Source organism: Catellatospora tritici (genome assembly GCF_019083965.1).
Lineage (GTDB): Bacteria > Actinomycetota > Actinomycetes > Mycobacteriales > Micromonosporaceae > Catellatospora > Catellatospora tritici.
Genome location: NZ_JAHRCY010000033.1, coordinates 18450 through 39972 on the forward strand (window position 1 = coordinate 18450; position 21523 = coordinate 39972).

Below are 21523 nucleotides of genomic sequence, written 5' to 3' on the forward strand. Positions count from 1 at the left end.
CCCCTCTGACACGCCTCTGACACGCCCCCTGACACGGCAGGCCGCCTGGGACGACATCGGGTCCGGACGTACCGCGGGCTAGGCTCGGGGCCATGACCTTGCGCGCCGACGATGTCGACCGGTTCGTGGCCGCCCGGCCGCGCCTGCAGGCCATCGCCTACCGGCTGCTCGGCTCCGCCGCCGAGGCCGAGGACGCCGTGCAGGAGACCTTCCTGCGCTGGCAGGCCGCCGACCTGGACCGCGTCGAGGTCCCCGAAGCCTGGCTGACCAAGGTCCTCACCAACCTGTGCCTCAACCAGCTCACCTCCGCGCGGGCGCGCCGCGAGACCTATGTGGGCCAGTGGCTGCCCGAGCCGCTGCTCGGTGGTGACCCGATGCTGGGCCCGGCCGACACCGCCGAGCAGCGCGAATCGGTCTCGTACGCGGTCCTCACCCTGCTGGAGCGCCTGTCTCCCAACGAGCGCGCGGTGTACGTCCTGCGCGAGGCGTTCGACTACCCGCACCGGGAGATCGCCGAGATCCTCGACCTCACCGAGGCCGCCAGCCAGCAGCTCTACCACCGTGCCAAGAAGCACGTCGCCGACGGCACGGTCCGTACGGAGATCGACGCGGCCGCCGCCCGGCGGATCGTCGAGGAGTTCCTGGCGGCCGCCGTCAGCGGTCGGACCGAGTCGCTGGTGCGCCTGCTCACCGCCGACGCGATCGCGATCGGCGACGGCGGCGGAAAGGTCCCGGCCCGCGCCAAGGCGTTCGAGGGCGCGGTCGCGGTCGCGAAGTTCCTGTGGGGCCTGTTCAAACCGGCCGCGTCCAAGCGCGCGCTGGTCGGCGGCACCCCGGAGGTGTACGCCTGGACCGCCAACGGCGACCCCGCGGCGGTGGCGGTGGTGGACGGCCGCGTCGTCGGCATCATGTGCCTGGAGGTGACCGCCGGGGGCATCGCGGCGTTCCGCAACCAGGTCAACCCCGACAAGCTCGACCGGGCGAGCGCGTACTGGGCGACGGTCGAGCACGGGGAGCCCCTGTTCCACGCCTTCTGACCGCGGTATTTCGCCTTCTGGCCGCGGTATGAGGTGCTTCACACCGCGTTCCTGTCAGCAAACGGCGGGCCGCCCGGTTCAGGTGGCGAACCCGCGAAAGACAGGAGCGAGGAAATGCAGCACCGCGTCATCGTCCTCGGCGCCGGATACACCGGAGCCACCGCCGCCGGTCGCCTGGCCAAGCGGCTGCGCCGCGAGGACGTCACGATCACCCTCGTCAACGCCGAGCCCGACTTCGTGGAACGGGTCCGGATGCACCAGCTGGCGACCGGCCAGGAACTGAAGCCCCGACCGCTGCGCGAGATGTTCGCGGGCACCGGCGTCGAGCTGCGGCTGGCGCAGGTCACCGGTGTCGACGTCGACCGTAGGACCGTCACGGTGAGCGACGCGAACGGCACCGCGGAACTCGCCTACGACACGCTCGTCTACGCCCTCGGCAGCGGCTGGAACGCGCAGGGCGTCCCGGGCACCGCCGAGCACGCGTACCAGATCGCCAGCCGTCCCGGGGCCCTGCGGCTGCGCGAGCGGCTGGCCCGCCTCGACGCCGGGCAGACCGTGGCCGTCGTCGGCGGCGGCCTCACCGGCGTGGAGGCCGCGACCGAGATCGCCGAGGCCCGGCCGGACCTCCACGTCGCCCTCGCCGCCCGCGGCGAGCTCGGCGACTGGCTCTCGATCAAGGGTCGGGCCCACCTGCGCAAGGTCTTCGACAAGTTCGGGATCACCGGGTACGAGCACGCCGCCGTCACCGGCGTCGAAGCCGACCGCGTCACCACCGCCGACGGCCAGGCCATCCCGGCCGCGGTCACCGTGTGGACCACCGGCTTCGCGGTGCACCCGATCGCGGCGGCGACCACGCTGGAGGTCACCGGCACCGGCCAGATCAGGGTCGACGCGACCATGCGCTCGGTCTCGCACCCGGACGTGTACGCCGTCGGTGACGCGGCCTACGCGATCGGCCCCGAGGGCAAGCCGCTGCGTATGTCGTGCGCCTCGGGCGTCCCGATGGCGTGGCAGGCCGCCGACGCGATCGCGGCGCGCCTGACCGGAGGGAAGCTGCCGACCACGCCGATCCGCTACTTCAACCAGTGCATCTCGCTGGGCCGTGCTGAGGGTCTGATCCAGTACGTCACCGCCGACGATCGCGCCGTGCAGGGGGTCCTGACCGGCCGGTTCGCCGCCGTCTACAAGGAGCTGATCTGCAAGGGCGCTGCCTGGGGCGTGGCCAACCCCACCCTCGGGCTGCCGACCCGGCGCCGTGCCGTCATGCGAGCGGAGGCCGACGCGGCCGCCACTGCGCTGGCGTGACTTGTCAGTGGCGCGAGCGCGACCGGGCGGGGCGATTGCGCACCCGCTCGGTCTGCGGGGCGCCTGAGCCATGGCCGGGCGGCGGTGCCGCGGTTCAGCCGCGGCGCCGCCACCATCGGCGCTTTTCGGGCTGCGCCGGTTCCCCCTCGTCGTCACCATCCGGGCGGGTCAGCACGGCCATCGCCGCCGCCCGGTCGTCGGCGCGGCAGCCGGGGGTGGCGAGCATCAGATGCGCCAGCGACTCCTCGATGGTGACCAGCCTGTTCGCGGCCATGGCCGCGTCGAGCCGGGCACGGACCAGGTCACGCACCTCCTCGCGCAGCTCCGGCTCCCGGTACGCGGCGGTGACCAGCGCGAACAATGCCGCGTCGGAGACCCAGTCCTCGATGCCGAACGCGAGGTCGACCAGCACCTGCCGCCGCGTCGAGGTGGCCCACGGCTCGTCCTTGGCGTGGTGCAGGATGCCCAGGCACACCCACGGCTGCATCAGCCGGAACCAGTACGACGGCGTCGACTTGCCAAGGTGCTGCCAGCGCGGGGTGTCCGGCGCCTGTGGCAGGTGCGCGAGCAGGCCGAGCAGGTCCGCCAGCGGCAGCCCGCCCAGCGGCTCGGCTTTGAGATACCCCGACAGCAGCGACGGCCACGGCTCCGCGCCGACTTCGTGCAGCACCCGCACCGCCTCGTCCGACGGCGCGGGGACGGCGGGCACCGGCTCGCTGCCCTCGTAACGCCAGACCGCGTACCGGCCGGGGCGGACCGGCGTCCGGATGTCCGGCTGCGGGAAGGCTTCGACGCCGATCTCGACCGGGCCCGCGATCCGGCGGAAGGCGGTGACCGCACTGGCGGGCTCGGCAGCGGACAACCCCAGACCAGTGATCTTCAGGTCCTCGCCCTCGGCACGGCGCCTGGCGACCTCACTCGCGATATTGGAGATCGCCTCGCTGGGCATCGGCACCCAGTTGAGCCACGACCGCTGCGACCCGGCGACCGCGAAGATGATCTCGGTCATACCGCACGGATGCGGATCGTCGTGCACCGCGACCAGTTCCGCCACGTCACCGGTCGCGCGGAACCGGACCGCGTGCTCGGCCGCCGTATGGTGCGGAAAGTCGGGATCGTCGAGCATCCGCCGCAGCATGCCGTCTTCTTCACCCGCAAACATGGCGCGGAGCCTAGCAACCCCGGCTGCGGCGCGCCGTCCCGATCATCCCAGTAGCAGTGTCGGTGAGGCAGGCTGCAGTTTCAGGAAAACTGCACGAATTGGAGCCTGATTTAGCGCAGTTTCCCCGAAACTGCACGGTCCATAACGCCGCGCACGTGGCGGCGGTCCGCATCGGACCGCCGTCACGGGACGGTGGGTCAGCGGCGAGGCGGGGTGGGGATGGGCAGGCAGCCGGGCATGGTTCTGACCACGGCGGGGCGGACGTATGTCGTCGGGCCGTCGGGGCCAGCGGCGAAGGCGTAGCCGAGGGCGAGAGTGTCGGCGCTCGGGATCAGCCAGGGCCGGATCGTGATGAGTACCTCCTCGTCGCCCAGCCGGTAGTCGACGGGGAAGCGGGCGATCTGGGCGGCGACCTGCTCCGGCGTGGGATCGTCGGGCATCCGGAACGCCGGGTCGATGTCGGGCGGGGTGGTGCACTGACCGGCCGGGACCATCGGCAGCACCGTCGTACGCGCGCCGACCCGGGCGAGCGCCGCGTTGAGCTTGTCCGGACTGTGCAGTTGGGACGGCCGGATGACCACCGCGACGGTCCCGTCGGGGTGGCGGTCCACGGTGTAGGCGGCGGCCGGTTGGGCGAGGGCGAACACGCCCGCCGCGGCGACCGCGACCGCTCCGGCGAAGCCGACCACGAGTCGGCGGCGGTTGCGGGCGGGGGCGGGTGGTGCCGTGTCGGGGCTGTCGAGCACCCGGGACAGCAGGTCGCGGGCCTGCGGGTGCCGCGGGTCGGGTGCGGTGGGCGCGGGGTCGGCGGCCCGCAGCCGGGCCAGGGCCTGGGCGGTGCGGTCGTTCATGAGGTGGTGCTCCCTCCGGCGATGATGGACGGACGGCGGACCGGCGCGGTCTCGCGGTCCTCGGTGGCCAGCAGCCGCTGCGCGAAGCGGCGCCTGGCCCGGTGCAGTCGCACCTTCAGCGCGGTACGGCTGCACCGCAGGACCAGCGCCGCCTCGGCCACCTCCAACCCGTCCCACTCGATCAGGCGCAGTACCTCCTGGTCGGCGGGGGAGAGACGGTCGAGGACGGCCCGCACCCGCAGCTGCTCGTCGACCTGGGCCGCGTGGTCCTCGACCCTCGTGTCGGCGATCCCGGCCGCCTTGGCGGTGAGTCGGTCCCAGCGGGTCCGCCCGCGCACCTCGTTGGCGATGACCTGCCGGGCGGTGGCGTACAGCCAGGCCCGAGGGTGATCGGCGGGTAGTTCGGCGAACCGGCGCCAGACGACGAGGAACGTGGCGGCGACGACGTCACCGGCCGCGTCGGCGCCCACCCGGCGGGACGCGAACCGGGTCAGCTCCGCGTAGTGGGCGTCGAACAGCTCCTCGAAGCGCTGTCTGTCGGCCGTGTGCTCTGGTTCCATGCCTGGGAATGTCCGCCTGCCGCACCTTGGTTACACCCGGCTTGTGCTCGGGACGCGGCGCCCATCATCCGACCGCCCGGGGGCGGGGTGGCACGGGCGTGGCCTACGGACTGCGGTTTGTGGTCAGGTAGGGCTTTCGTGCGTGGCGTATGCGGCGCTGCGGCCGGTCCGAGGGTCGTGATCCGCACTGGCTCTGCTCGGTGATCGGCTGTTGCGGCGGAAAGTGGGTTTGGGTCGGTGGACTGTGCAGTGTTGTGACCGGAGGTCGCGATCTTCGGGGCTGTTCCGGCCGATGATCGCCGTCGTCGGTCAAAAGGTCGCCCTGTAGCCGACATGGTGACCGAGGAACGCGATCATGGCGCCGCCAGCCGCCAGCCGCCAGCCGCCAGCCGCCAGCCGCCAGCCGCCAGCCGCCAGCCGCCAGCCGCCAGCCGCCAGCCGCCAGGCTGGGGAGTGCGTCACAAGATCACCTGAAGGGGGGCGTCGCTGCGGTAGCATCCGTACGTGCGGCGCCGGAGAAAGCGCAGGCCATCACGGCTGCGGGCGCATGACGGCGCGACCGGTGCCCAGGGAACCCAGGGCCACCGCGGGGTCCGGCGCCGACGATCGCCGCGGCGTGGCGGCGGTCCGTCCCCCATCCACTGCCCCCTGGAGCGCTCCGTGGCCGACCGCCCGTACGTCCTGCTCGAGGCAGCCATGTCGCTGGACGGTTACCTCGACGACGGCAGCGCGCACCGGCTGCTGCTGTCCAGCCCCGAGGACTTCGCCCGAGTGGACCGGCAGCGGGCGGCCGTCGACGCCATCCTGGTGGGGGCCGCCACGATCCGGGCCGACAACCCGCGCCTGCTGGTCCGCTCGCCCGAGCTGCGTCAGCAGCGGCTGGACCGGGGCGAACCCGAGACGCCCGCGAAGGTGACCATCAGCGGCAGCGGCGCGCTGGATCCGGCGGCGCCGTTCTTCACCACCGGCGCCTGCGCCAAGATCGTGTACGTGCCCGACGCCGTCGCGGCCCAGGCTCGGGCGACCCTTGGCGGGGTGGCCGACGTCGTCGCCGCGGGCGACCCGGTGTCGCTGCCGGAACTGCTGGCCGACCTGCACCGCCGCGGCGTACGCAGGCTCATGGTCGAGGGCGGCGGCACGATCCACACCCAGTTCCTGGCACAGGGCCTGGTCGACGAGATCGAACTGTCGGTCGCGCCGTTCTTCGTCGGCGACAGCGCCGCCCCCCGCTTCGTCGGCGACGCCGCCTTCCCCTTCGGCCCCGGCCGCCGGATGCGGTTGGCCGACGCCGGCCGCAACGGCGACTGCGCGTACCTCCGCTACCTCCTCACGAACGAAGCACAGGCATGATCGCGACAGACCTGGACCTCGCCCACATGCGCCACGCCATCGAGTGGTCGCGGCGCTGCCCGTCGGTCCCGGACGCGTTCAACGTCGGCGCGGTGGTCGTCGACGCGTATGGTGGCCAGCTCGCGTACGGCTACTCCCGCGAGACCGACTCCTACGTCCATGCCGAGGAGTCGGCCCTGGCCAAACTGGCCGGAGTGGATCTGCGCGACGCGGCGATCTACTCCACGTTGGAGCCGTGCTCGGTGCGCGCCTCGCGTCCGCTGCCGTGCACGCAGTTGATCCTGCGGGCGGGGATTCCGCGGGTCTACTTCGCCCTGCGCGAGCCCCTGCTGCTGGCCGACTGCGAGGGGGTGGAGCTGCTGGCCGCCGCCGGGGTGCAGGTGGTGGAGCTGCCGCAGTTCGCCGCCGACGTGGTGGCGATCAACGGACACCTGATCCGTCGGTGAGGGGTCATCAAGAAGATTCCCTTCATACACACGGAATCTCTTGAAAATGTTCGCCGAAGGCGGGTGTACTGCCTTCTATGTCTCATCCCCCTCGACTCCTGACGCGCGGCGCGCTGGTCGGCGCGCTCGTCGCCGCCACGCTGGTGCCGCTGTCGCGCCCGGCGGCCGCGGCCGCCCCGCTGCCCGCGCTGCAGACAGCGCAGACCACCCGCCCGGTCGCCCCCGGCATCACGCTGACCTCGACGGACACTGTGGACGGCACGGCCTGGCTGCGCACCGACACCCTCAGCGTCGACCTCGGCAAAGGCACCACCATCGACTACCTGAGTCCGGGCACGGTCGCCGCCGACGACACCGTCCGGCACATGGCCGCCGCCGCGACCTCACGCGACACCCGGCCCGTCGCCGCGATCAACGGTGACTTCTTCGACATCAACAACTCCGGCGCGGCGCTGGGCGTCGGCGTCGAGAACGGCGCGCTGGTGCAGTCGCCGACCAGCGGCTGGAACAACGCCGTCGGATTCAGCGCCGAGGGCGTCGGCCGCCTCCTACAGGTGTACTTCGAGGGCTCGGCCGCGTGGCCGGGCGGCTCGGCGCCGCTGACCCAGTTCAACAACCGGGTCGGCACCGACGGGGTCGGCCTGTTCACCGCTCGCTGGGGCGCCTACCCGCGCCAGCGCGCCGTCGACGGCGCGACCGACGTGACCGAGGTGCTGCTCAGCGACGGGGTGGTGACCGCGGTCTCGTCGAGCGCCGGGACCGGGACGCTGCCGGAGGGCAGCACCGTGCTGCTCGGGCGCGAGGGCGGCGCCGCCACGCTGCGGCAGCTCGCGGTGGGCGAGCGGGTGACCGTGTCGTACCGGCCGCGCACCTCCGACGGCGGCCCGCTGCATGCGGCCATCGGCGGCAACTTCCAGCTGGTCAAGGACGGGGTGCCGCAGACGTTCGACGACAACGCGCCCGCCGCGCGCACCGCGATCGGCTTCGACCGGGCGGGCACGCGGATGTTCCTGCTCACCGTGGACGGCAAGCAGGTCAACAGCGCCGGGGTCGGGCTGACCCAGTGGGCGCGGATGGTGGCCGACGCCGGGGCGTACACGGCGCTGAACATCGACGGCGGCGGTTCCTCGACGCTGCTGGCGCGCCGGCCCGGCGAGGCCGAACTCACCCTGGAGAACAGCCCGTCCGACGGTTCGGAGCGCGCGGTCGCCAACGGCCTGGCGCTGTACGCGCCGCAGGGCTCCGGCAGGCTGCGCGGCTACTGGGTGGCCCCGGACGCCGACCCCGCCGTGGCGCCCGGCGCCGACCAGGTCACGTTGGCCCGCCCCGACCGGGTCTTTCCCGGCCTGACCCGGAAGTTGACCGCGCACGGCTACGACGAGACCTACGGCCCGGCCACGGGTGCTCCGCTCTGGCTGTCCGACCACCCGCTGGTCGGCTGGCCGGGCGGGGACGGCGTCTTCCATGCGCTCTTCCCGGGCACCGCCGAGGTCACCGCGCGGCGCGGCGCCGCCACCGGCAGAGCCACGGTGACCGTCCTGCAACCGCTGGACCGGGTGCGCCCGACCGTGGCCCGGCTCGGCCTGTCCGGCACCGCCACGACCGGTGGGTTCGGCGTCGTCGGCGCCGACCGGCAGGGCTTCACCGCCCCGATCGAACCCGCCGACGTGAAGCTCGACTACGACCACGACCTGTTCGCGGTCGAGGCCGGAGCGTCGGGAACGTTCACGGTCACGCCGCGGGTGGCGCCCGGCGCCGGACTGATCACCGCGACCGTCTCCGGGCACAGCACCACCGTCGCGGTCACCGTCGGCCTCACCGACGTGCCGGTCGCCTCGTTCGAGGACGCGGCGCAGTGGACGTTCAGCCAGGCCCGCGCCTCCGGCTCGCTGTCGGCGGCGCCCGGTCGCACCGGGACCGGACTGCGGCTGAGCTACGACTTCACCCAGTCCACGGCCACCCGGGCCGCGTACGCCAACCCGCCGGCGCAGTTCACCGTGGACGGCCAGCCGCAGGCGTTCGGCATGTGGATCCACGGCGGCGGCAAGGGGGAGTGGCCCGCGCTGGAGTTCTACGACGGCCTCGGCCAGTCCAAGGTGCTGCGCGGCGACTTCGTGACCTGGACCGGCTGGCGCTACGTCGAGATGCCGGTCCCGGCCGGGATCGCGTACCCGCTGAAGCTGCGGCGCTTCTACGTGGTGGAGACCAAGGCGGCGGCCCAGTACACCGGTGAGGTGATCGTCGACGACCTGGTCGCGAAGGTGCCGCCGTCGGTCACCGCGCCGCCGGAGCCGCGGGTGCAGGACCCGGTGATCGCCGCGTACGGCGCGGTCGACGCCGCGGACTGGCGGTTCGCCGTCATGTCCGACTCGCAGTTCGTCGCCCGCGCGCCCGACAGCGACATCGTCGCCAACGCCCGCCGCACCCTGCGCGAGATCAAGGCGGCCCGGCCGGACTTCTTCCTCATCGACGGCGACTTCGTGGACGAGGCGTCCCCGGCCGACATCGCCTTCGCCAAGCAGGTCCTGGACGAGGAGATCGGCGACTCCGTGCCGTACTACTACGTGCCCGGCAACCACGAGATCATGGGCGGGCCGATCGCCAACTTCGAGAGCGTCTTCGGCGCCACCCGGCGGGTGTTCGACCACAAGGGCACCCGCTTCGTCACCCTCGACACCTCGCCGCTGACGATCCGGGGCGCCGGGTTCGACCAGTACGGGATGCTGAGGTCCGCGCTGGACTCGGCCGCCGCCGACGCGACGGTCGACTCGGTCGTGGTGGTGCAGCACGTGCCGCCGCGCGACCCGACGCCCGCCCTGGCCAGCCAGCTCAACGACCGCAAGGAGGCGGAGCTGCTGGAGCGGTGGCTGGCCGGTTTCCGGGCGGCGTCGGGCAAGGGCGCGGCGTTCATCGGGGCGCATGTCGGCACCTTCCACGCGGCGCGGGTGGACGGGGTGCCGTACTTCGTCAACGGCAACTCCGGCAAGAACCCGTCCACCGCGGCCGACGACGGCGGCTTCACCGGCTGGTCGCTGTGGGGCGTCACCGGTCGCCAGTTGTCGGTGCAGGTCAACCCGCACGTCGACGGGCTGGAAGTCGCGGCGCCGAGCACGCTGGCCCGGGGCGTGACGGCCGACGTGACGGCGACGTTGACGCAGCCGGGCGGGCGGACCGTGCCGGTGGCGTACCCGGCGTCGCTTCGCTGGTCGGGCGGGGCCGGGTTGCACCTCGGTCCGCGCCTGTTCGCACGCCCGTGGGATGTCGCCTCGTTTGACCCGGCCACCGGCGAGCTGACCGCGCTGCGCGCGGGGACGGTCGCCCTGTCGGTCACGGTCAACGGCGTGACCGGCACCGCGAACATCACGGTCACGGGCTGACCCGGCGGCTGGTCGCCGTGACCTGTTTGCGGCGACCAGCCCCGGTCGACACGATTGGTGATCGACAGGCCGTTTTGTCGGTGCGCGGGACGAGAATCGGGGGTATGGAGAAACCACCGGTCGTATCGGCGGAAGACTGGCAGCAGGCGCGCGACGAGCTGCTCAAAGCCGAGAAGGAAGCAACCCGGGCCCTCGACGCGATCGCGGCGCGCCGCCGTCGCCTACCCATGACCAAATTCAGCACCGAGTACGTCTTCGACACGCCCGACGGTCCGAAGACCCTGCTCGAACTGTTCGAGGGTCGCACCCAGCTCGCCACCTACCAGTTCATGGACCGGGGCCCGAACCGCTTCTGCCCCGGCTGCACCAGGTTCACCGACAACATCCCGGCCGCGAGTCTGGCGGATCTCAACAGCGACGGCGTCACCTGGGTGAACGTCTCCAACATGCCGCTGGCCCAGATCGAGGCGTACAAGGCGGAGCGGGGCTGGACGCTGCCGTTCGTGTCGTCGCACGGCACCTCGTTCGCCGACGACATCGGCGCGGGCGGCGGCTTCATGCTCAGCGTGTTCCTGCGCGACGGCGACGACGTCTACCTCACCTACAACACCACGCAGCGGGGCGTCGACCGGGTGCTGTTCGCCAACAACATCCTGGACCTCACGCCGTACGGCCGCCAGGAGGACTGGGAGGACTCGCCGCCCGGCTGGCCCCAGCACCCGACCTACGGCTGACGGGTCTACGGGCGCGGTCGCCGACGGCTGCCGCGCCCGTTCAGCCGTCGGCCAGTACGGCCGCGACCTTCCGCTTTCCCTCGGTGACCATGGCGGGGTACGTGTCCCAGTAGTAGGGCAGCACGACCAGCGCTGTCGACAGCGCCCAGCCCCGACCGCGCAGCCACATCGCCTCGTCGCAGCCCAGCGCGTCGCGGAACAGGTCGCGGGAACTCCCCGAGAACATGCTCCACGCGGGCATGAGCTCGACCGCCGGGTCGCCCAGCCCCAGGCCGCCGAAGTCGATCACGGCGGAGAGGCGGCGCTCGTGCACGAGCAGGTTCCCGGCCTGGAGGTCGCCGTGCAGCCATACCGGTGGGCCGGTCCAGGCGTCGGCTTCCAGCGACTGCTCCCAGGAGCGGGTCACCGCACGGGTGTCGACCCGGTCGCCCAGCGCGGCGATGGCCTGGCGGGTCAGCTCGTCCCGGGCGGCCAGCGGCACCCCGCGCATCGTGCCGGTCTTCACCGGGCCGCCGGTGGTGTCGACACGGCTCAGGGCCGTGATGAACGCGGCGAGGTCGGCCGCTGCCGCGTCCGGGTCGAAGTTCCCGTCGGCTGGGTTCTCGCCCGGCAACCATGGCACCACCGACCAGCGGTAAGGGTAGCCCGCACCCGGCTCGCCCACCCCGAGCGGCACCGGGACCGGCAGCGGCAGGTGCGGTGCCAGCACGGGCAGCCAACGGCTGTCGCTGTCGGCCTGGTCGGTCGCCCAGTCGATGCGCGGCATGCGCGCGACCAGGTCGTCGCCGATGCGGAACAGGGCGTGGTCCGTGCCGCCGATGGGTTGGCCGATGACCGGCAGCCCGGCCCACCGCGGGAACTGGCTCTCGATCAGGCGGCGCATCTGATCAGAGCTGACGGTGATCTCGTTCTCATGCATCGCCGCGCAGGTTAGCGGCATCCGGCCCGGTCGGGCCAGCGCGTTTCGGCTACCTGGCCGACCTGGGCGGCTGTCGGGCGCGTTCGCGGCTGAGTGGCCGCCACCCGCGGTGATGCGGTCGGCTGAGGTTTCGGGTACGCCCGGGTAAGGGTTTCGGGGCCCTGGATGAGGAGTTCTGCCGACGACCGGGGGTGCGCTGCGAACGGATGCTTTCTCCGCGACGCCGAGGGGTGTCGCAGCCCGACAAGGCGAAGGACAAGGCCATGAAGATTGTGCCGTCCTCACCGCACTGGTGATCAGCGCAGCCGCCGCCGGCAGCACGCTGCTGGGGGTCGCCCCGGCCCACGCGGCGGTCACCACCTCGACGGTGTGCGACGAGGTGATCGAGGTCCAGGAGGCGTCGTGGGACGTCTACACCGGCTGCGTCGTGCGGTGACCGGCGGAGTGTCGTCATCTCGACGGCCACAGGGCGTCGATGCGGGCCACCGACCGGTCGATCTGCGCCTCGGTCACCTTTCCGGCGCGGACCAGGTCGAGCACGGTGCCGACGACGCCCTGGACGACGTCGGGGTCGTACACCGCCTGGTTGCCGAAGACGAGCTGGTCGACCCCGGCCGCCAGGGCCAGCTCGACGGCCTGTTCGCGGCGGTACCGGTTGGTGATGGCGGTGGCCTGCATGTCGTCGCTGACCACGAGCCCGTCCCAGCCGAGCTGCTCGCGGAGCAGCCCGGTCACGACCGCGTGGGACAGCGACATGGGCAGCTCGGGGTCGAGCTGCCGGTTGTGGAAGTGGGTGACCATCACCGTGTCCACGGTGCCGTCCTTGATGAGCGTGCGGTACGGCTCCAGCTCGGTCCGGGTCCAGGTGTCGGTGACGTCGACGGACTCGAAGTCGGTGTTGCCGCTGGCGCTGCCCAGCCCCGGGAAGTGCTTGACCGAGGAACGCACCTTCGCGGCGCGGTACGCCTTGATCGCGATCTCCGCGTTGGCCGCCACCACGGCCGGGTCGGCGGAGAAGGCGCGGTCGAGCTGCGCGATGGCCGGGTTGTCGGGGTTGACCGCGAGGTCCACCACCGGCGCGAAGTTGTAGTCCACCCCGATGTCGACCAGCGTCTTCGCCATGCCCTCGGCCCACTGCCGAGTGGCCTTCGGCGAGTCGCGAGCGCCGATCGCCTCCTGCGAGGCGGTGGCGGGGAAGCCGTTGGCCGGCTTCAGCCGCGCGATCTTGCCGCCCTCCTGGTCGATGGAGACGATCACGTGCGGTGCGGCCGCACGCAGAGCGCGGATCAGGGCGGTCACCTGCCGCGGGGAGTCGATGTTGCGGCTGCCGCCGGTGAGCTGGTCGCGGTCGAACAGGATCACGCCGCCGAGGCCCTGCTCGGCGATGGCGCGCACGATCCAGTCGCCGGGCCCGACCGTCGCACCCCGGAACCCCGCGATCAGCATCCGCGCGATCTTCTTGCGCAGCGCGGCCTCGGCTGCGGGGGACGGGCTCGGCGCGGCCGTCGGACCGGACACGGCGGCGGCCGGAGAGGTCGGCGCCGAGGTCGCGGCGGTGGGCGAGCCACCCGGCCCGCAGGCGCCCAGGCCCGTGGCGACCGCGCTCGCGCCCGCCCCGGCGAGCAGCGTGCGGCGGGTGATTCGGGCACCGGTCACCCCGTACACGTTACGGACCTGCAGCGTCGCCGGGCACCGCTTCCGCGCGGTTTGACGCCGAACCGCCTTGCATTGAATTGCGTTACCAGACGAGATATTTGCGTAAACCATGTTCGCCAAAACTGGGCCGAACGGCTGCTTTGGTGGAGCACATCGGACTTCAAGGCGCCGTGTCCTACGGGGTGTGGTGCCGCACAGTCCCTTGCTCACCTGCGATTTCAAGACGGGCAGGACCTCACTCGTGTGCAAAGACGTGCAACGTTGCTGTCGAGAAGTTGCGTGATCCTCTGGACTAATTCCAGGCGTGGTGCTTACGCTGCTCAGCGCGGATCACGGCGGCGACGCGCCCGAAACACCCCCGACCTCCGCCTGACCGCCCCTCACCCGTCCTTCCTAAGGAGCCATCCATGCTGCTCCGTACCGCCATGGTGGTGGCGACGGCCGCCGCCACCGGCGTGCTCGCGGCGGTGCCCGCCGCCGCGGCGCCCGCGACCCCCACCGTGCCGTCCCTACCCGGCACCGCGCTGCCGCTGCCCGCGCTGCCCGGCGGCCCCGGCGCCCCCGTCCCGTTCACCGAGTACGAGGCCGAGCACGCCCGCACCAGCGGCAGCGTGCTCACCGCCGACCGGGCGTTCACCCACCTGGCCGCCGAGGCGTCCGGCCGCCGCGCGGTCAGCCTCGACGCGGGCGAGTGGGTCGAGTTCACGCTCGCCCGGCCCGCCAACGCGGTCGACGTGCGCTACTCGGTCGCCGACGGCAGCAGCACCACGCTGACGGTCACCGCCAACGGCGCCCTGCTGGGCACGCTGCCGCTGACCTCGAAGTACGCGCACGTGTACGGCAACTACCCGTACACCAACAACCCGGCCGACCGGGGGCAGCACCACTACTTCGACGACGTGCGCACCCAGTTCGGACGAACGCTGCCCGCGGGCACCAGGGTGCGGCTGCGCGCCGCCGCGGCGGCCGTGGTCGACCTGGCCGACTTCGAGGTCGTGGCCCCCGCCGCGACCGCCCCGGCCGGGTTCCTGAACGCGCTCGACTTCGGCGCCGACCCGACCGGCGCGGCCGACTCCGGGCAGGCGCTGCAGGACGCGATCGACGCCGCGAAGGCGCAGCAGCGCGGGCTGTGGCTCCCGGCGGGCACCTACACGGTGCCGCGCCACCTGGTGGTGGACCGGGTGACCGTGCGCGGCGCCGGGCCGTGGCACACCGTGCTGCACGGCGCGGGGGTGGGCGTCTTCGGCAACGGCGCGCCGAACACCAGCACCGACGTGCACCTGGCCGACTTCGCGATCTTCGGCGAGACCGTGGTCCGCGACGACTCGACCAGCGACAGCGGCCTGGGCGGCTCGCTCGGCGGTGGGTCCACGGTGGACAACCTGTGGATCGAGCACACCAAGGTCGGCATGTGGTTCGACGGGCCGTCCGAGGGCCTGACCATCACCGGCGGCCGGATCAAGAACGTCTGGGCCGACGGCCTCAACCTGCACAACGGGGTGAGCGACACCGTCGTGCAGCAGCTGTTCGTCCGCAACACCGGTGACGACGGCCTGGCCATGTGGTCGGACGTCAACGCCGACCACCACAACACGTTCCGTCGCAACACGGTGTCGGTGCCGCTGCTGGCCAACGGGTTCGCGGTCTACGGCGGGCACGACAACACCGTGGCGGACAACATCGTCGCCGACACCGTGACTCAGGGCGGCGGCGTGCACGTCGGCAACCGGTTCGGCGCGGTGCCGCTGGCCGGGACCACCTCGATCGCGCGCGACCTGCTGGTGCGTACCGGCGACCTGGTGCCCAACGAGCCCACCGAGATCGGTGCGCTGTGGTTCTACGCCGCCGACGCCCCGATGGACGGCGCGATCGAGGTGCGCGACCTGACCCTGCTGGACAGCTCGTACGCGGGGATCCAGTTCTTCGGTAAGTCGATCACCAATGTGTCGGTGGACCGAGTCGCCATCGTCGGGGCGGGCACCACCGCGGTGCAGCTCCAGGCGCCGGGCGCGGCCACCTTCGCACACGTCGTCGCCGCCGGGCTGGGTGGCGCGGGCGCGTACGACTGCGCCAGCGGCTTCGCCCTCACCCGGGGCGCAGGCAACCTCGGCTGGTCGAGCACGAAGTGCGGCTTCGCCCCGGCGGGCCAGCTAGAGATCGCCCAGGCCAAGGGGGTCGACTTCGGTTTCCAGCCGGTGGGCACCGAGGCCGTGCTGCCCATCGCGATCACCAACCCCGGTCCGAAGCCGATCACCGTCGAGGCGGTGTTCGTCCCCAACGGCTACACCGTCGCGCAGGGCTGCACCACCATCGCCGTCGGCGCCACCTGCACCCTGCGGATCCGGTTCGCGCCGCAGTCGTCGGGCAACTACGCCGGTCCGGTGACCATCCACAGCACCTCCCCGGCCGGGCCGTACGTGGTGGGGCTGACCGGGATCGGGTTCGACCCGGACGGCAACCTGGCCCTGGGCCGCACGATCACGTCCAGCTCGCAGGCGTGCTGGTGGTGCGGGCCGGACCGGCTCGCCGACGGCGACCAGGGCTCGTACTTCGAGAGCCAGAACGGGGCGTTCCCGCAGACGGTCACCGTCGACCTGGGCCACCAGGTCTCGGTCAGCCGGATCGTGCTGAAGTTGCCCGCGAACTGGGGCGGCCGCTGGCAGACCATCGCGGTCGACGCCGATGGGACGCAGCTGGTCGGGCCGGTGGAGTACCTGTTCGCGCCGGAGACCGGCAACGTCGTGGAGATCGCCTTCCCGGCCACCGTGGCGCAGCGGATCACCCTGACGTTCACCAGCAACAACGGTTGGCCCGCGGCACAGATCTCGGAGTTCGAGGTGTACGCGCACTAGCCGTACCGAACAGACGAGGGGCGCGGCCGCACGGGGGCCGCGCCCCTCGCCGTGTCCTAGCCGTGACCGCCCGACGGACACCATGTGCGATCGCCGAGCGTGTGCGCCGCATAACCTGCCGCGGTCGGCGTCGGTCGGACAGGCGCGGCCGACACTCCCTCCCCTGACGGTGCCGGTGCTGGGGCGGGTCTGGGGGCGGCATCAGAGCGGCAGGGGAGCGGCTTGTGCTCGACATAGAGAACTGTCTTCATCAGATGATGACGCTCAACGGCGTCCTGGGAGCCAGTCTCATCGACTACCCCAGCGGTTCGACCATCGGCACGGCCGGGCGCGGCCACGGCGACCGCGACTCCTACGACGCGGGCGCCGCCGACATGATCCACGCGACGATGCAGACGGCCGCCTTCGCCACCGTGGGCCAGCCCGCCCACGTCGAGGGCATCGTCATCACCGCGGGCAACGGCTACCACCTGCTGCACCTGATCAGCACCGACATCGCGGCGCGGATGGTCCTCTACGTATGGCTCGACCGGCAGGTCGGCAACCTGGCCGTGACGCAGCGACGCCTCAGCGCGATCGCCGCCCAGTTCTCGCTGAACTGATGCCGACCGAGGTGACCGCCGGGACGGACGCCGGAGCGCCGAAGGTGTCGCGCACGGTGCGGCCGTACCCGGTGCGCGAGGCGTTGGAGCCGTGGTGCGCGGCCGGGGTCAGCGGCGTGATGCGGATCCTCGACGCCCCCGGCGGTGCGGTGTACGTCGTCGACGGCAAGATCGCATACGCCGAGTGCTCGGTCGCGGCCGGGATGGAACGGCTGCTCACCGGCTCGGGACGGCTGCCCGCCGAGGCGTGGCGCGCCGCGGTCGGCGCGGGACGGGCACAGCACCGCGTCGGTGCCGAACTGGTCGCCACCGGGCTGGTCACCCAGGCGGAGCTGGAGGCGTTGAGCGTCATCGCCCTGTACGACGCGGCCTTCTTCCTGTTCGACCTCGTCGCCACCGCCCAGTTCGAACCCGGCGCCCGGCACCCGTTCGGCCACCTGCGCACCCTCGACCTGCGTCTGGTCTGCCAGGAGGTGGACCGGCGCAAGCGGCTGCTCGCCGACGCGTGGCCCGACGCGTCCATCGACACCGCGGCGGTGCTGCCGCGCCGCCGCCTGCCCACCCAGGCCGTCGCGCTGACCGCGCTGCAGTGGGAGGTGGTCGCGGGCGCCGACCGGCGCCGCAGCCCCATCGACCTGGCCCGGCTGCTGGGGCGCGACACGTTCACGGTGATGCTCGAGGTGCGCCGGATGTCACGGGCCGGGCTGGTCGAGCCGGGCCGTCCCGGTGGGTCGGTCGCGGCCGAGTCCGTCGCCACGGTACGGGCCCGCGCCGCCGCCCGCCCCGAACCGGTGCTGCCGCTGCTGCTGCCGCGCACCTTGCCGGAGCGTACGCCCGACCCGGAGCCCACGCCGCGCCGCGCCGAGCGCAGGGCCGAACCGCGCGGCTCGGCTCCGCTGGTGCCGCTGCCGCGCCGCCCGGCCCGCGAACCCGGCGCCTTCGGCGACTTCGACGCCGAGGATCGCCCCCTGGTCGACGGCCGCCCGTCCGACCTGATCCTGTCGCGCCTGATCGCGGGCCTGGAGGCGCTGTGATCCGAGCGCTGCTGGACCTGCTGCGCCGCGAACCACAACCGCGCCACGAACCGCGCCACGAACCCCGTCACGAACCGCGCCACGAACCCCGTCACGAACCGCGCCACGAACCCCGTCACGAGCCGCGTCACGAACCCCGTCACGCCGACCACGACATCCCCGAGATCCGGAAGAGAGGCGTCGCCGTGGACACCGAGACCGAGACCCCGCTGCTGGCGGAGCTGCGCGAGCTGCGCCTGCGCGTCCCGTACGTCACCGGAGTACTCGTGGCCAGCGTCGACGGCATGCTCGTCGCCCAGGACACCCCCGGCATCGAACCGGAGGTGTTCGCGGCGATGTCGGCCGCCCAGCTCGGCCTGGGCCAGCAGATCGTGGCCGCGCTGCACAGCGGCGAGTTCCGCGAGACGGTCACCGCCGCCACCAACGGGTACGTCGCGACGTTCGCGGCGGGGCAGACGGCACTGCTGACCGTCGTGGCCGGACCCGAACTGAACGTCGCCCGGCTGCATCACGAGGCCCGACCAGTGGCCGCCCGCATCGGGCAGTTGATGAGCGCCGTCTACCACCCCGCTTAAGGCACCAAGGATCACCCCTCATCGCAGGGCAAGAGGAGAAACGAGGAACCAATGTCTGACATGGAGAGCTCGCTGCAGGAGGCGATGCAGATCGAGGGCGCGATCGGTGTCGCGCTCGTCGACTACACCAGCGGTATGGCGCTGGGCACGCTCGGGAGCTCGAAAGAATTCGACCTGACCATTGCCGCGGCGGGCAACACCGACGTGGTCCGGGCGAAGCTGCGCACGCTGGAGATGCTCAAGCTCAAGGACTCGATCGAGGACATTCTGATCACCCTGGGTGCCCAGTACCACGTCATTCGGCCGCTGACCAGCCGCAACACCCAGGGGCTGTTCCTGTATCTGGTGCTCAGCCGGACCCGCGCCAACCTGGCCATGGCCCGGCACAAGCTCAAGACCATCGAAACCGACCTGCAGATGTGAGGCAGGCCCTCAGCCACCCCGCGGTCATCCTCCCGACCGCGGGGTGTCTTCGTCTCCGGGCGGGTCGGCCGTTCCGCCCCGGGATACCAGGACGCGGACTCGGGCCGATTCTGGCAGGCTGTCCTATCTCAACCAGACAGTGACGCCAGGAGGCCATCGTGTCCGTCCTCGAACTCAGTGACGCCAGCCGGATCATCGCCGGGGTTGTGCTGATCACCATCGTGACCATCGAGTTCGGTGGGTACTTCATGACGAAGATCGTGCGGGGCCAGGTGCCGATGACCGACTTCCAGAAGTCGTTCGCGCGGGCCGGGCACGCCCACGCGGGCGTGCTGGTCACGCTGAGCCTGATCTGCCTCGTGCTCGCCGACGCGACCAGCCTCGACGGCTTCTTCGGCTGGGTGGGGCGCATCGGCGTCCCGCTGGCCGCGATCCTGATGTCGGCCGGTTTCTTCGCCGCCTCCGCGGGCCGCGGCCGCACCCAGCCCAACGGCGCCATCGCCGTCCTCTGGGTGGGCGCCGCCAGCCTCGCCGCCGGTACCCTCACCCTCGGCCTGGGCCTGCTCACCGCGTGACCCCTCGGCCCGCCACCACCGCTCGGCCCGCCACCACCCCTCGGGTTGACGGGGTGGTGGCGGGTCCTGGGTCAGGGGCGTGGGGAGACGGTGAGGGGGCGCATCATCTCGTTGTCCTCGTGCTCCAGGATGTGGCAGTGCCAGACGAACTGGCCGGGCAGGTCGAAGGTGGCCCTGATGCGGGTGACCTCGCCGGGGTAGGTCAGGACGGTGTCCTTGCGGCCGGACTCGTTGGGCTCGGCGGGGCGCGGCGTCTTGAGGAAGACGTTGCGGTCCAGGACCTCGAACTGCACCTGGTGCAGGTGGACCGGGTGCGCGTGGTCGGTGAAGTTGAGGATCTCCCAGGTCTCGGTGTTGCCCGCGGTCGGCGTCTCGGTGGCCGCGTCGTGCCAGTGCAGCAGCTTCTGCTTGCGGTCCGGGCTCACCGTGCCCAGCATCGCGACCCGGTTGCCGACACCGGTCAGCACCGCCGAGTCCAGCTCGTCCAGCATCACCCGCCGGGTGACCGTCGAGGCCGGGGACGCCGCGACCGCAGGCAGGGTCAGCTGGTCCGCCGGCACCGTGGTGTCCTTGCCCTTCAGCGGCCGCACGTCGAAGCGCAGCACCTGGCCGGTGGTGGCCGGGTCGGCCGCCTGGAACGCCGTGCCGAGCTGGCCGCCCGCGAACGGCCCGTCCGGGCCCTCGTTGATCAGGAACAGCTCGGTGCCGGGGTAGACCTCGCTGAAGTCGACGATCACGTCGGCGCGTTCGCCGCTGGCCAGCAGCAGCTGCTCCAGCCGCACCGGCTTGGCCAGGTAGCCGCCGTCGGCGCCGATCTGCCAGAACGGCACCGCGGCGGGCGCGGGCCGGGCGCCGGTCGCGGCCGAGGCGATCTTCAGGATGAGGGTACGGGAGTTGCTGGCGTTGAGCAGCCGCAGCCGGTAGCGCCGGGGCTCGACCGGCACCCGGGGCCAGGTCGCCCCGTTGACCACCATCGTGTCGCCGGCGAATCCCGGGTGCCAGATCGGCGCGATGTCGCTGTCGGGCACGTACGGCCCGGCGAAGTGGTCGAAGAACTCCGCGCGGCTGGCCGGGTAGTAGAGCGAGCCGTCGGTGTTGAAGGAGCGGTCCTGGATGATCAGCGGCAGCTCGTAGTGGTTCGTGCCCTCCTTGTCCCCGGGCTTTGGCGCCGGTCCGGGCAGGACGCCCGCGGGCAGGTCGGCGTCGCCGCCGCGCAGCAGGTAGAAGCCGACGGGTCCGGCGTACACGTTGAGGCGGGTCATGCCGAGGGTGTGGTCGTGGTACCACAGCGTGCCCGGCGCCTGGTCGTTGGGGTAACGGCAGACCGTGGTGCCCGCCTGCCACGTCGTGCCCTGCTGCTTGGCCCGGTCGCGGAACAGGTCGTGGTTGGTGCCGCCGACCGCGTACCCCTTGGGCAGGTTGTTGGCGGCGGGCAGGGTCCACGCCGAGGGGTGCCCGTCGGACTCCTCGCCGGTGTGCGCCCCGTGCACGTGCGTGACCAGCGGCACCGGCCCCTTGTACGGTCCAGGCGTCTTGGTGAACTCGCCGTCCATGTCCCGGCCGTCCTTGCCGCCGGGCGGGTTGGCCCAGTGCAGCGTCGGGTCCACCGCGAACAGGTGGGGGCGGAAGTGGCCGTCCTCGTCGTACAGCTCGTTGGCCCAGGTCACCTGTACCGGGCGGTCGACGGTCGCCTCGATGGTGCAGGCCGGGTAGCCGAACGACGTCGAGTGGCCGACGGCGCCGTACCCCCAGACCGTGGTCCTCGGCATCCCCGGCGGCAGCACCTGACGGCGCAGCTGACGCACGGCGATGCGGTACACGTCGGTGTCGCCCTTGCGGCTGACCGCGGGCATGGCGCCCGGAATCGGCAGCCGCACCTTGTACTTGGCGATCTTCGCGGGGTCCAGCCGGACCCGCGCGGCGGCCCACGCGGTGCGGCCCGGCAGCAGCAGCGCTGCCGTCCCGAGTGTGGCGGTGGTCAGCAGCTGCCGTCGATACATCGATCGTTCCCCTGTTCGGCCGGGTGCCTGGAGGTCCGGGCGTCAGGTTTCGACCAAATGTCGTT

The 21523-nt window shown here is 72.2% G+C and carries 20 protein-coding genes; 13 read left to right on the plus strand and 7 right to left on the minus strand.

Going from position 1 to position 21523, the window contains the following annotated elements:
- Positions 1-92 precede the first annotated feature (92 nt).
- Together sigJ and KUA19_RS39040 are read left to right on the plus strand one after the other, a co-directional pair.
- Positions 93-1037, plus strand: coding sequence for an RNA polymerase sigma factor SigJ (gene sigJ / locus KUA19_RS39035; RefSeq protein WP_217404511.1), 945 nt, complete (start codon positions 93-95; stop codon positions 1035-1037).
- 114 nt (positions 1038-1151) lie between these two features.
- Entirely contained in the window at positions 1152-2342 is a 1191-nt protein-coding gene (locus KUA19_RS39040; RefSeq protein WP_217404513.1) for an NAD(P)/FAD-dependent oxidoreductase, read from the plus strand.
- Between the two features lie 94 nt (positions 2343-2436).
- Here the strand turns inward: KUA19_RS39040 and KUA19_RS39045 are convergent, their stop codons facing one another.
- From KUA19_RS39045 to KUA19_RS39060, 4 genes are all read right to left on the minus strand, one after another.
- Positions 2437-3504: a hypothetical protein gene (locus KUA19_RS39045; protein ID WP_217404515.1), complete on the minus strand. Its 1068-nt coding sequence runs from the start codon at positions 3502-3504 to the stop codon at positions 2437-2439.
- A 197-nt stretch (positions 3505-3701) separates the two neighbouring features.
- Positions 3702-4355 carry a hypothetical protein gene (locus KUA19_RS39050; protein WP_217404517.1) on the minus strand — a complete coding sequence of 218 codons (654 nt, stop codon included), beginning with the start codon at positions 4353-4355 and terminating at the stop codon, positions 3702-3704.
- The gene (locus tag KUA19_RS39055) at positions 4352-4915 is read right to left on the minus strand and encodes an RNA polymerase sigma factor (RefSeq protein WP_217404519.1); all 564 of its coding nucleotides are present in this window, start codon (positions 4913-4915) and stop codon (positions 4352-4354) included. Before KUA19_RS39055 ends, KUA19_RS39050 begins: the two co-directional genes overlap by 4 nt.
- Positions 4916-5224: 309 nt before the next feature.
- Positions 5225-5377 (minus strand): hypothetical protein, encoded by a 153-nt coding sequence (locus tag KUA19_RS39060; RefSeq protein ID WP_217404521.1) that lies wholly within the window; start codon positions 5375-5377, stop codon positions 5225-5227.
- A 198-nt stretch (positions 5378-5575) separates the two neighbouring features.
- Here KUA19_RS39060 and KUA19_RS39065 point away from each other — a divergent pair, with 198 nt between their 5' ends.
- The 4 genes from KUA19_RS39065 (at position 5576) to KUA19_RS39080 (ending at position 10822) form a co-directional block, all read left to right on the plus strand.
- Complete coding sequence (locus KUA19_RS39065) at positions 5576-6265, plus strand: RibD family protein (protein ID WP_217404523.1); 690 nt, start codon at positions 5576-5578, stop codon at positions 6263-6265.
- Positions 6262-6711, plus strand: a complete 450-nt coding sequence (locus KUA19_RS39070; RefSeq protein ID WP_254550819.1) for a cytidine/deoxycytidylate deaminase family protein — start codon at positions 6262-6264, stop codon at positions 6709-6711. The genes KUA19_RS39065 and KUA19_RS39070 overlap by 4 nt, the downstream gene beginning before the upstream one ends.
- Before the next feature lie 77 nt (positions 6712-6788).
- Positions 6789-10088 carry a phosphodiester glycosidase family protein gene (locus KUA19_RS39075; RefSeq protein WP_217404525.1) on the plus strand — a complete coding sequence of 1100 codons (3300 nt, stop codon included), beginning with the start codon at positions 6789-6791 and terminating at the stop codon, positions 10086-10088.
- Positions 10089-10192: 104 nt separating this feature from the next.
- Positions 10193-10822: a DUF899 domain-containing protein gene (locus tag KUA19_RS39080; RefSeq protein ID WP_217404527.1), complete on the plus strand. Its 630-nt coding sequence runs from the start codon at positions 10193-10195 to the stop codon at positions 10820-10822.
- 40 nt (positions 10823-10862) lie between these two features.
- Here KUA19_RS39080 and KUA19_RS39085 read toward each other — a convergent pair whose 3' ends face one another.
- A complete protein-coding gene (locus KUA19_RS39085) occupies positions 10863-11741 on the minus strand; it encodes an aminoglycoside phosphotransferase family protein (RefSeq protein ID WP_217404529.1) in 879 nt (292 codons plus the stop codon).
- Between the two features lie 292 nt (positions 11742-12033).
- Here KUA19_RS39085 and KUA19_RS39090 point away from each other — a divergent pair, with 292 nt between their 5' ends.
- Positions 12034-12177 carry a hypothetical protein gene (locus tag KUA19_RS39090; RefSeq protein ID WP_217404531.1) on the plus strand — a complete coding sequence of 48 codons (144 nt, stop codon included), beginning with the start codon at positions 12034-12036 and terminating at the stop codon, positions 12175-12177.
- Positions 12178-12191: 14 nt separating this feature from the next.
- Here the strand turns inward: KUA19_RS39090 and KUA19_RS39095 are convergent, their stop codons facing one another.
- The gene (locus KUA19_RS39095; RefSeq protein ID WP_308167900.1) at positions 12192-13397 is read right to left on the minus strand and encodes a glycoside hydrolase family 3 N-terminal domain-containing protein; all 1206 of its coding nucleotides are present in this window, start codon (positions 13395-13397) and stop codon (positions 12192-12194) included.
- 407 nt (positions 13398-13804) lie between these two features.
- On the opposite strand from KUA19_RS39095, the gene KUA19_RS39100 reads away from it, so the two are divergent.
- The 6 genes from KUA19_RS39100 (at position 13805) to KUA19_RS39125 (ending at position 19458) form a co-directional block, all read left to right on the plus strand.
- Positions 13805-16249 carry a glycosyl hydrolase family 28-related protein gene (locus tag KUA19_RS39100; RefSeq protein WP_217404535.1) on the plus strand — a complete coding sequence of 815 codons (2445 nt, stop codon included), beginning with the start codon at positions 13805-13807 and terminating at the stop codon, positions 16247-16249.
- A gap of 254 nt (positions 16250-16503) precedes the next feature.
- On the plus strand, positions 16504-16851 hold the full coding sequence (locus KUA19_RS39105) for a hypothetical protein (RefSeq protein ID WP_217404537.1): 348 nt from the start codon (positions 16504-16506) through the stop codon (positions 16849-16851).
- Positions 16851-17885 (plus strand): hypothetical protein, encoded by a 1035-nt coding sequence (locus KUA19_RS39110; protein ID WP_217404539.1) that lies wholly within the window; start codon positions 16851-16853, stop codon positions 17883-17885. The genes KUA19_RS39105 and KUA19_RS39110 overlap by 1 nt, the downstream gene beginning before the upstream one ends.
- Before the next feature lie 185 nt (positions 17886-18070).
- On the plus strand, positions 18071-18460 hold the full coding sequence (locus tag KUA19_RS39115) for a roadblock/LC7 domain-containing protein (protein WP_308167901.1): 390 nt from the start codon (positions 18071-18073) through the stop codon (positions 18458-18460).
- A gap of 51 nt (positions 18461-18511) precedes the next feature.
- Positions 18512-18883, plus strand: coding sequence for a hypothetical protein (locus KUA19_RS39120; protein WP_217404541.1), 372 nt, complete (start codon positions 18512-18514; stop codon positions 18881-18883).
- 158 nt (positions 18884-19041) lie between these two features.
- On the plus strand, positions 19042-19458 hold the full coding sequence (locus KUA19_RS39125) for a hypothetical protein (RefSeq protein WP_308167902.1): 417 nt from the start codon (positions 19042-19044) through the stop codon (positions 19456-19458).
- Between the two features lie 71 nt (positions 19459-19529).
- On the opposite strand, the gene KUA19_RS39130 is transcribed toward KUA19_RS39125, so the two are convergent.
- Entirely contained in the window at positions 19530-21458 is a 1929-nt protein-coding gene (locus KUA19_RS39130; protein WP_217404543.1) for a multicopper oxidase family protein, read from the minus strand.
- Positions 21459-21523 lie beyond the last annotated feature (65 nt).

Excerpts from the sequence above, each read along its gene's own strand:
- sigJ (WP_217404511.1), top strand. The coding sequence starts at position 93 with ATGACCTTGCGCGCCGACGATGTCGACCGGTTCGTGGCCGCCCGGCCG.
- KUA19_RS39040 (WP_217404513.1), top strand. The coding sequence starts at position 1,152 with ATGCAGCACCGCGTCATCGTCCTCGGCGCCGGATACACCGGAGCCACC.
- KUA19_RS39045 (WP_217404515.1), bottom strand. The coding sequence starts at position 3,504 with ATGTTTGCGGGTGAAGAAGACGGCATGCTGCGGCGGATGCTCGACGAT.
- KUA19_RS39050 (WP_217404517.1), bottom strand. The coding sequence starts at position 4,355 with ATGAACGACCGCACCGCCCAGGCCCTGGCCCGGCTGCGGGCCGCCGAC.
- KUA19_RS39055 (WP_217404519.1), bottom strand. The coding sequence starts at position 4,915 with ATGGAACCAGAGCACACGGCCGACAGACAGCGCTTCGAGGAGCTGTTC.
- KUA19_RS39070 (WP_254550819.1), top strand. The coding sequence starts at position 6,262 with ATGATCGCGACAGACCTGGACCTCGCCCACATGCGCCACGCCATCGAG.
- KUA19_RS39075 (WP_217404525.1), top strand. The coding sequence starts at position 6,789 with ATGTCTCATCCCCCTCGACTCCTGACGCGCGGCGCGCTGGTCGGCGCG.
- KUA19_RS39080 (WP_217404527.1), top strand. The coding sequence starts at position 10,193 with ATGGAGAAACCACCGGTCGTATCGGCGGAAGACTGGCAGCAGGCGCGC.
- KUA19_RS39085 (WP_217404529.1), bottom strand. The coding sequence starts at position 11,741 with ATGCATGAGAACGAGATCACCGTCAGCTCTGATCAGATGCGCCGCCTG.
- KUA19_RS39100 (WP_217404535.1), top strand. The coding sequence starts at position 13,805 with ATGCTGCTCCGTACCGCCATGGTGGTGGCGACGGCCGCCGCCACCGGC.
- KUA19_RS39105 (WP_217404537.1), top strand. The coding sequence starts at position 16,504 with ATGATGACGCTCAACGGCGTCCTGGGAGCCAGTCTCATCGACTACCCC.
- KUA19_RS39110 (WP_217404539.1), top strand. The coding sequence starts at position 16,851 with ATGCCGACCGAGGTGACCGCCGGGACGGACGCCGGAGCGCCGAAGGTG.
- KUA19_RS39120 (WP_217404541.1), top strand. The coding sequence starts at position 18,512 with ATGTCTGACATGGAGAGCTCGCTGCAGGAGGCGATGCAGATCGAGGGC.
- KUA19_RS39130 (WP_217404543.1), bottom strand. The coding sequence starts at position 21,458 with ATGTATCGACGGCAGCTGCTGACCACCGCCACACTCGGGACGGCAGCG.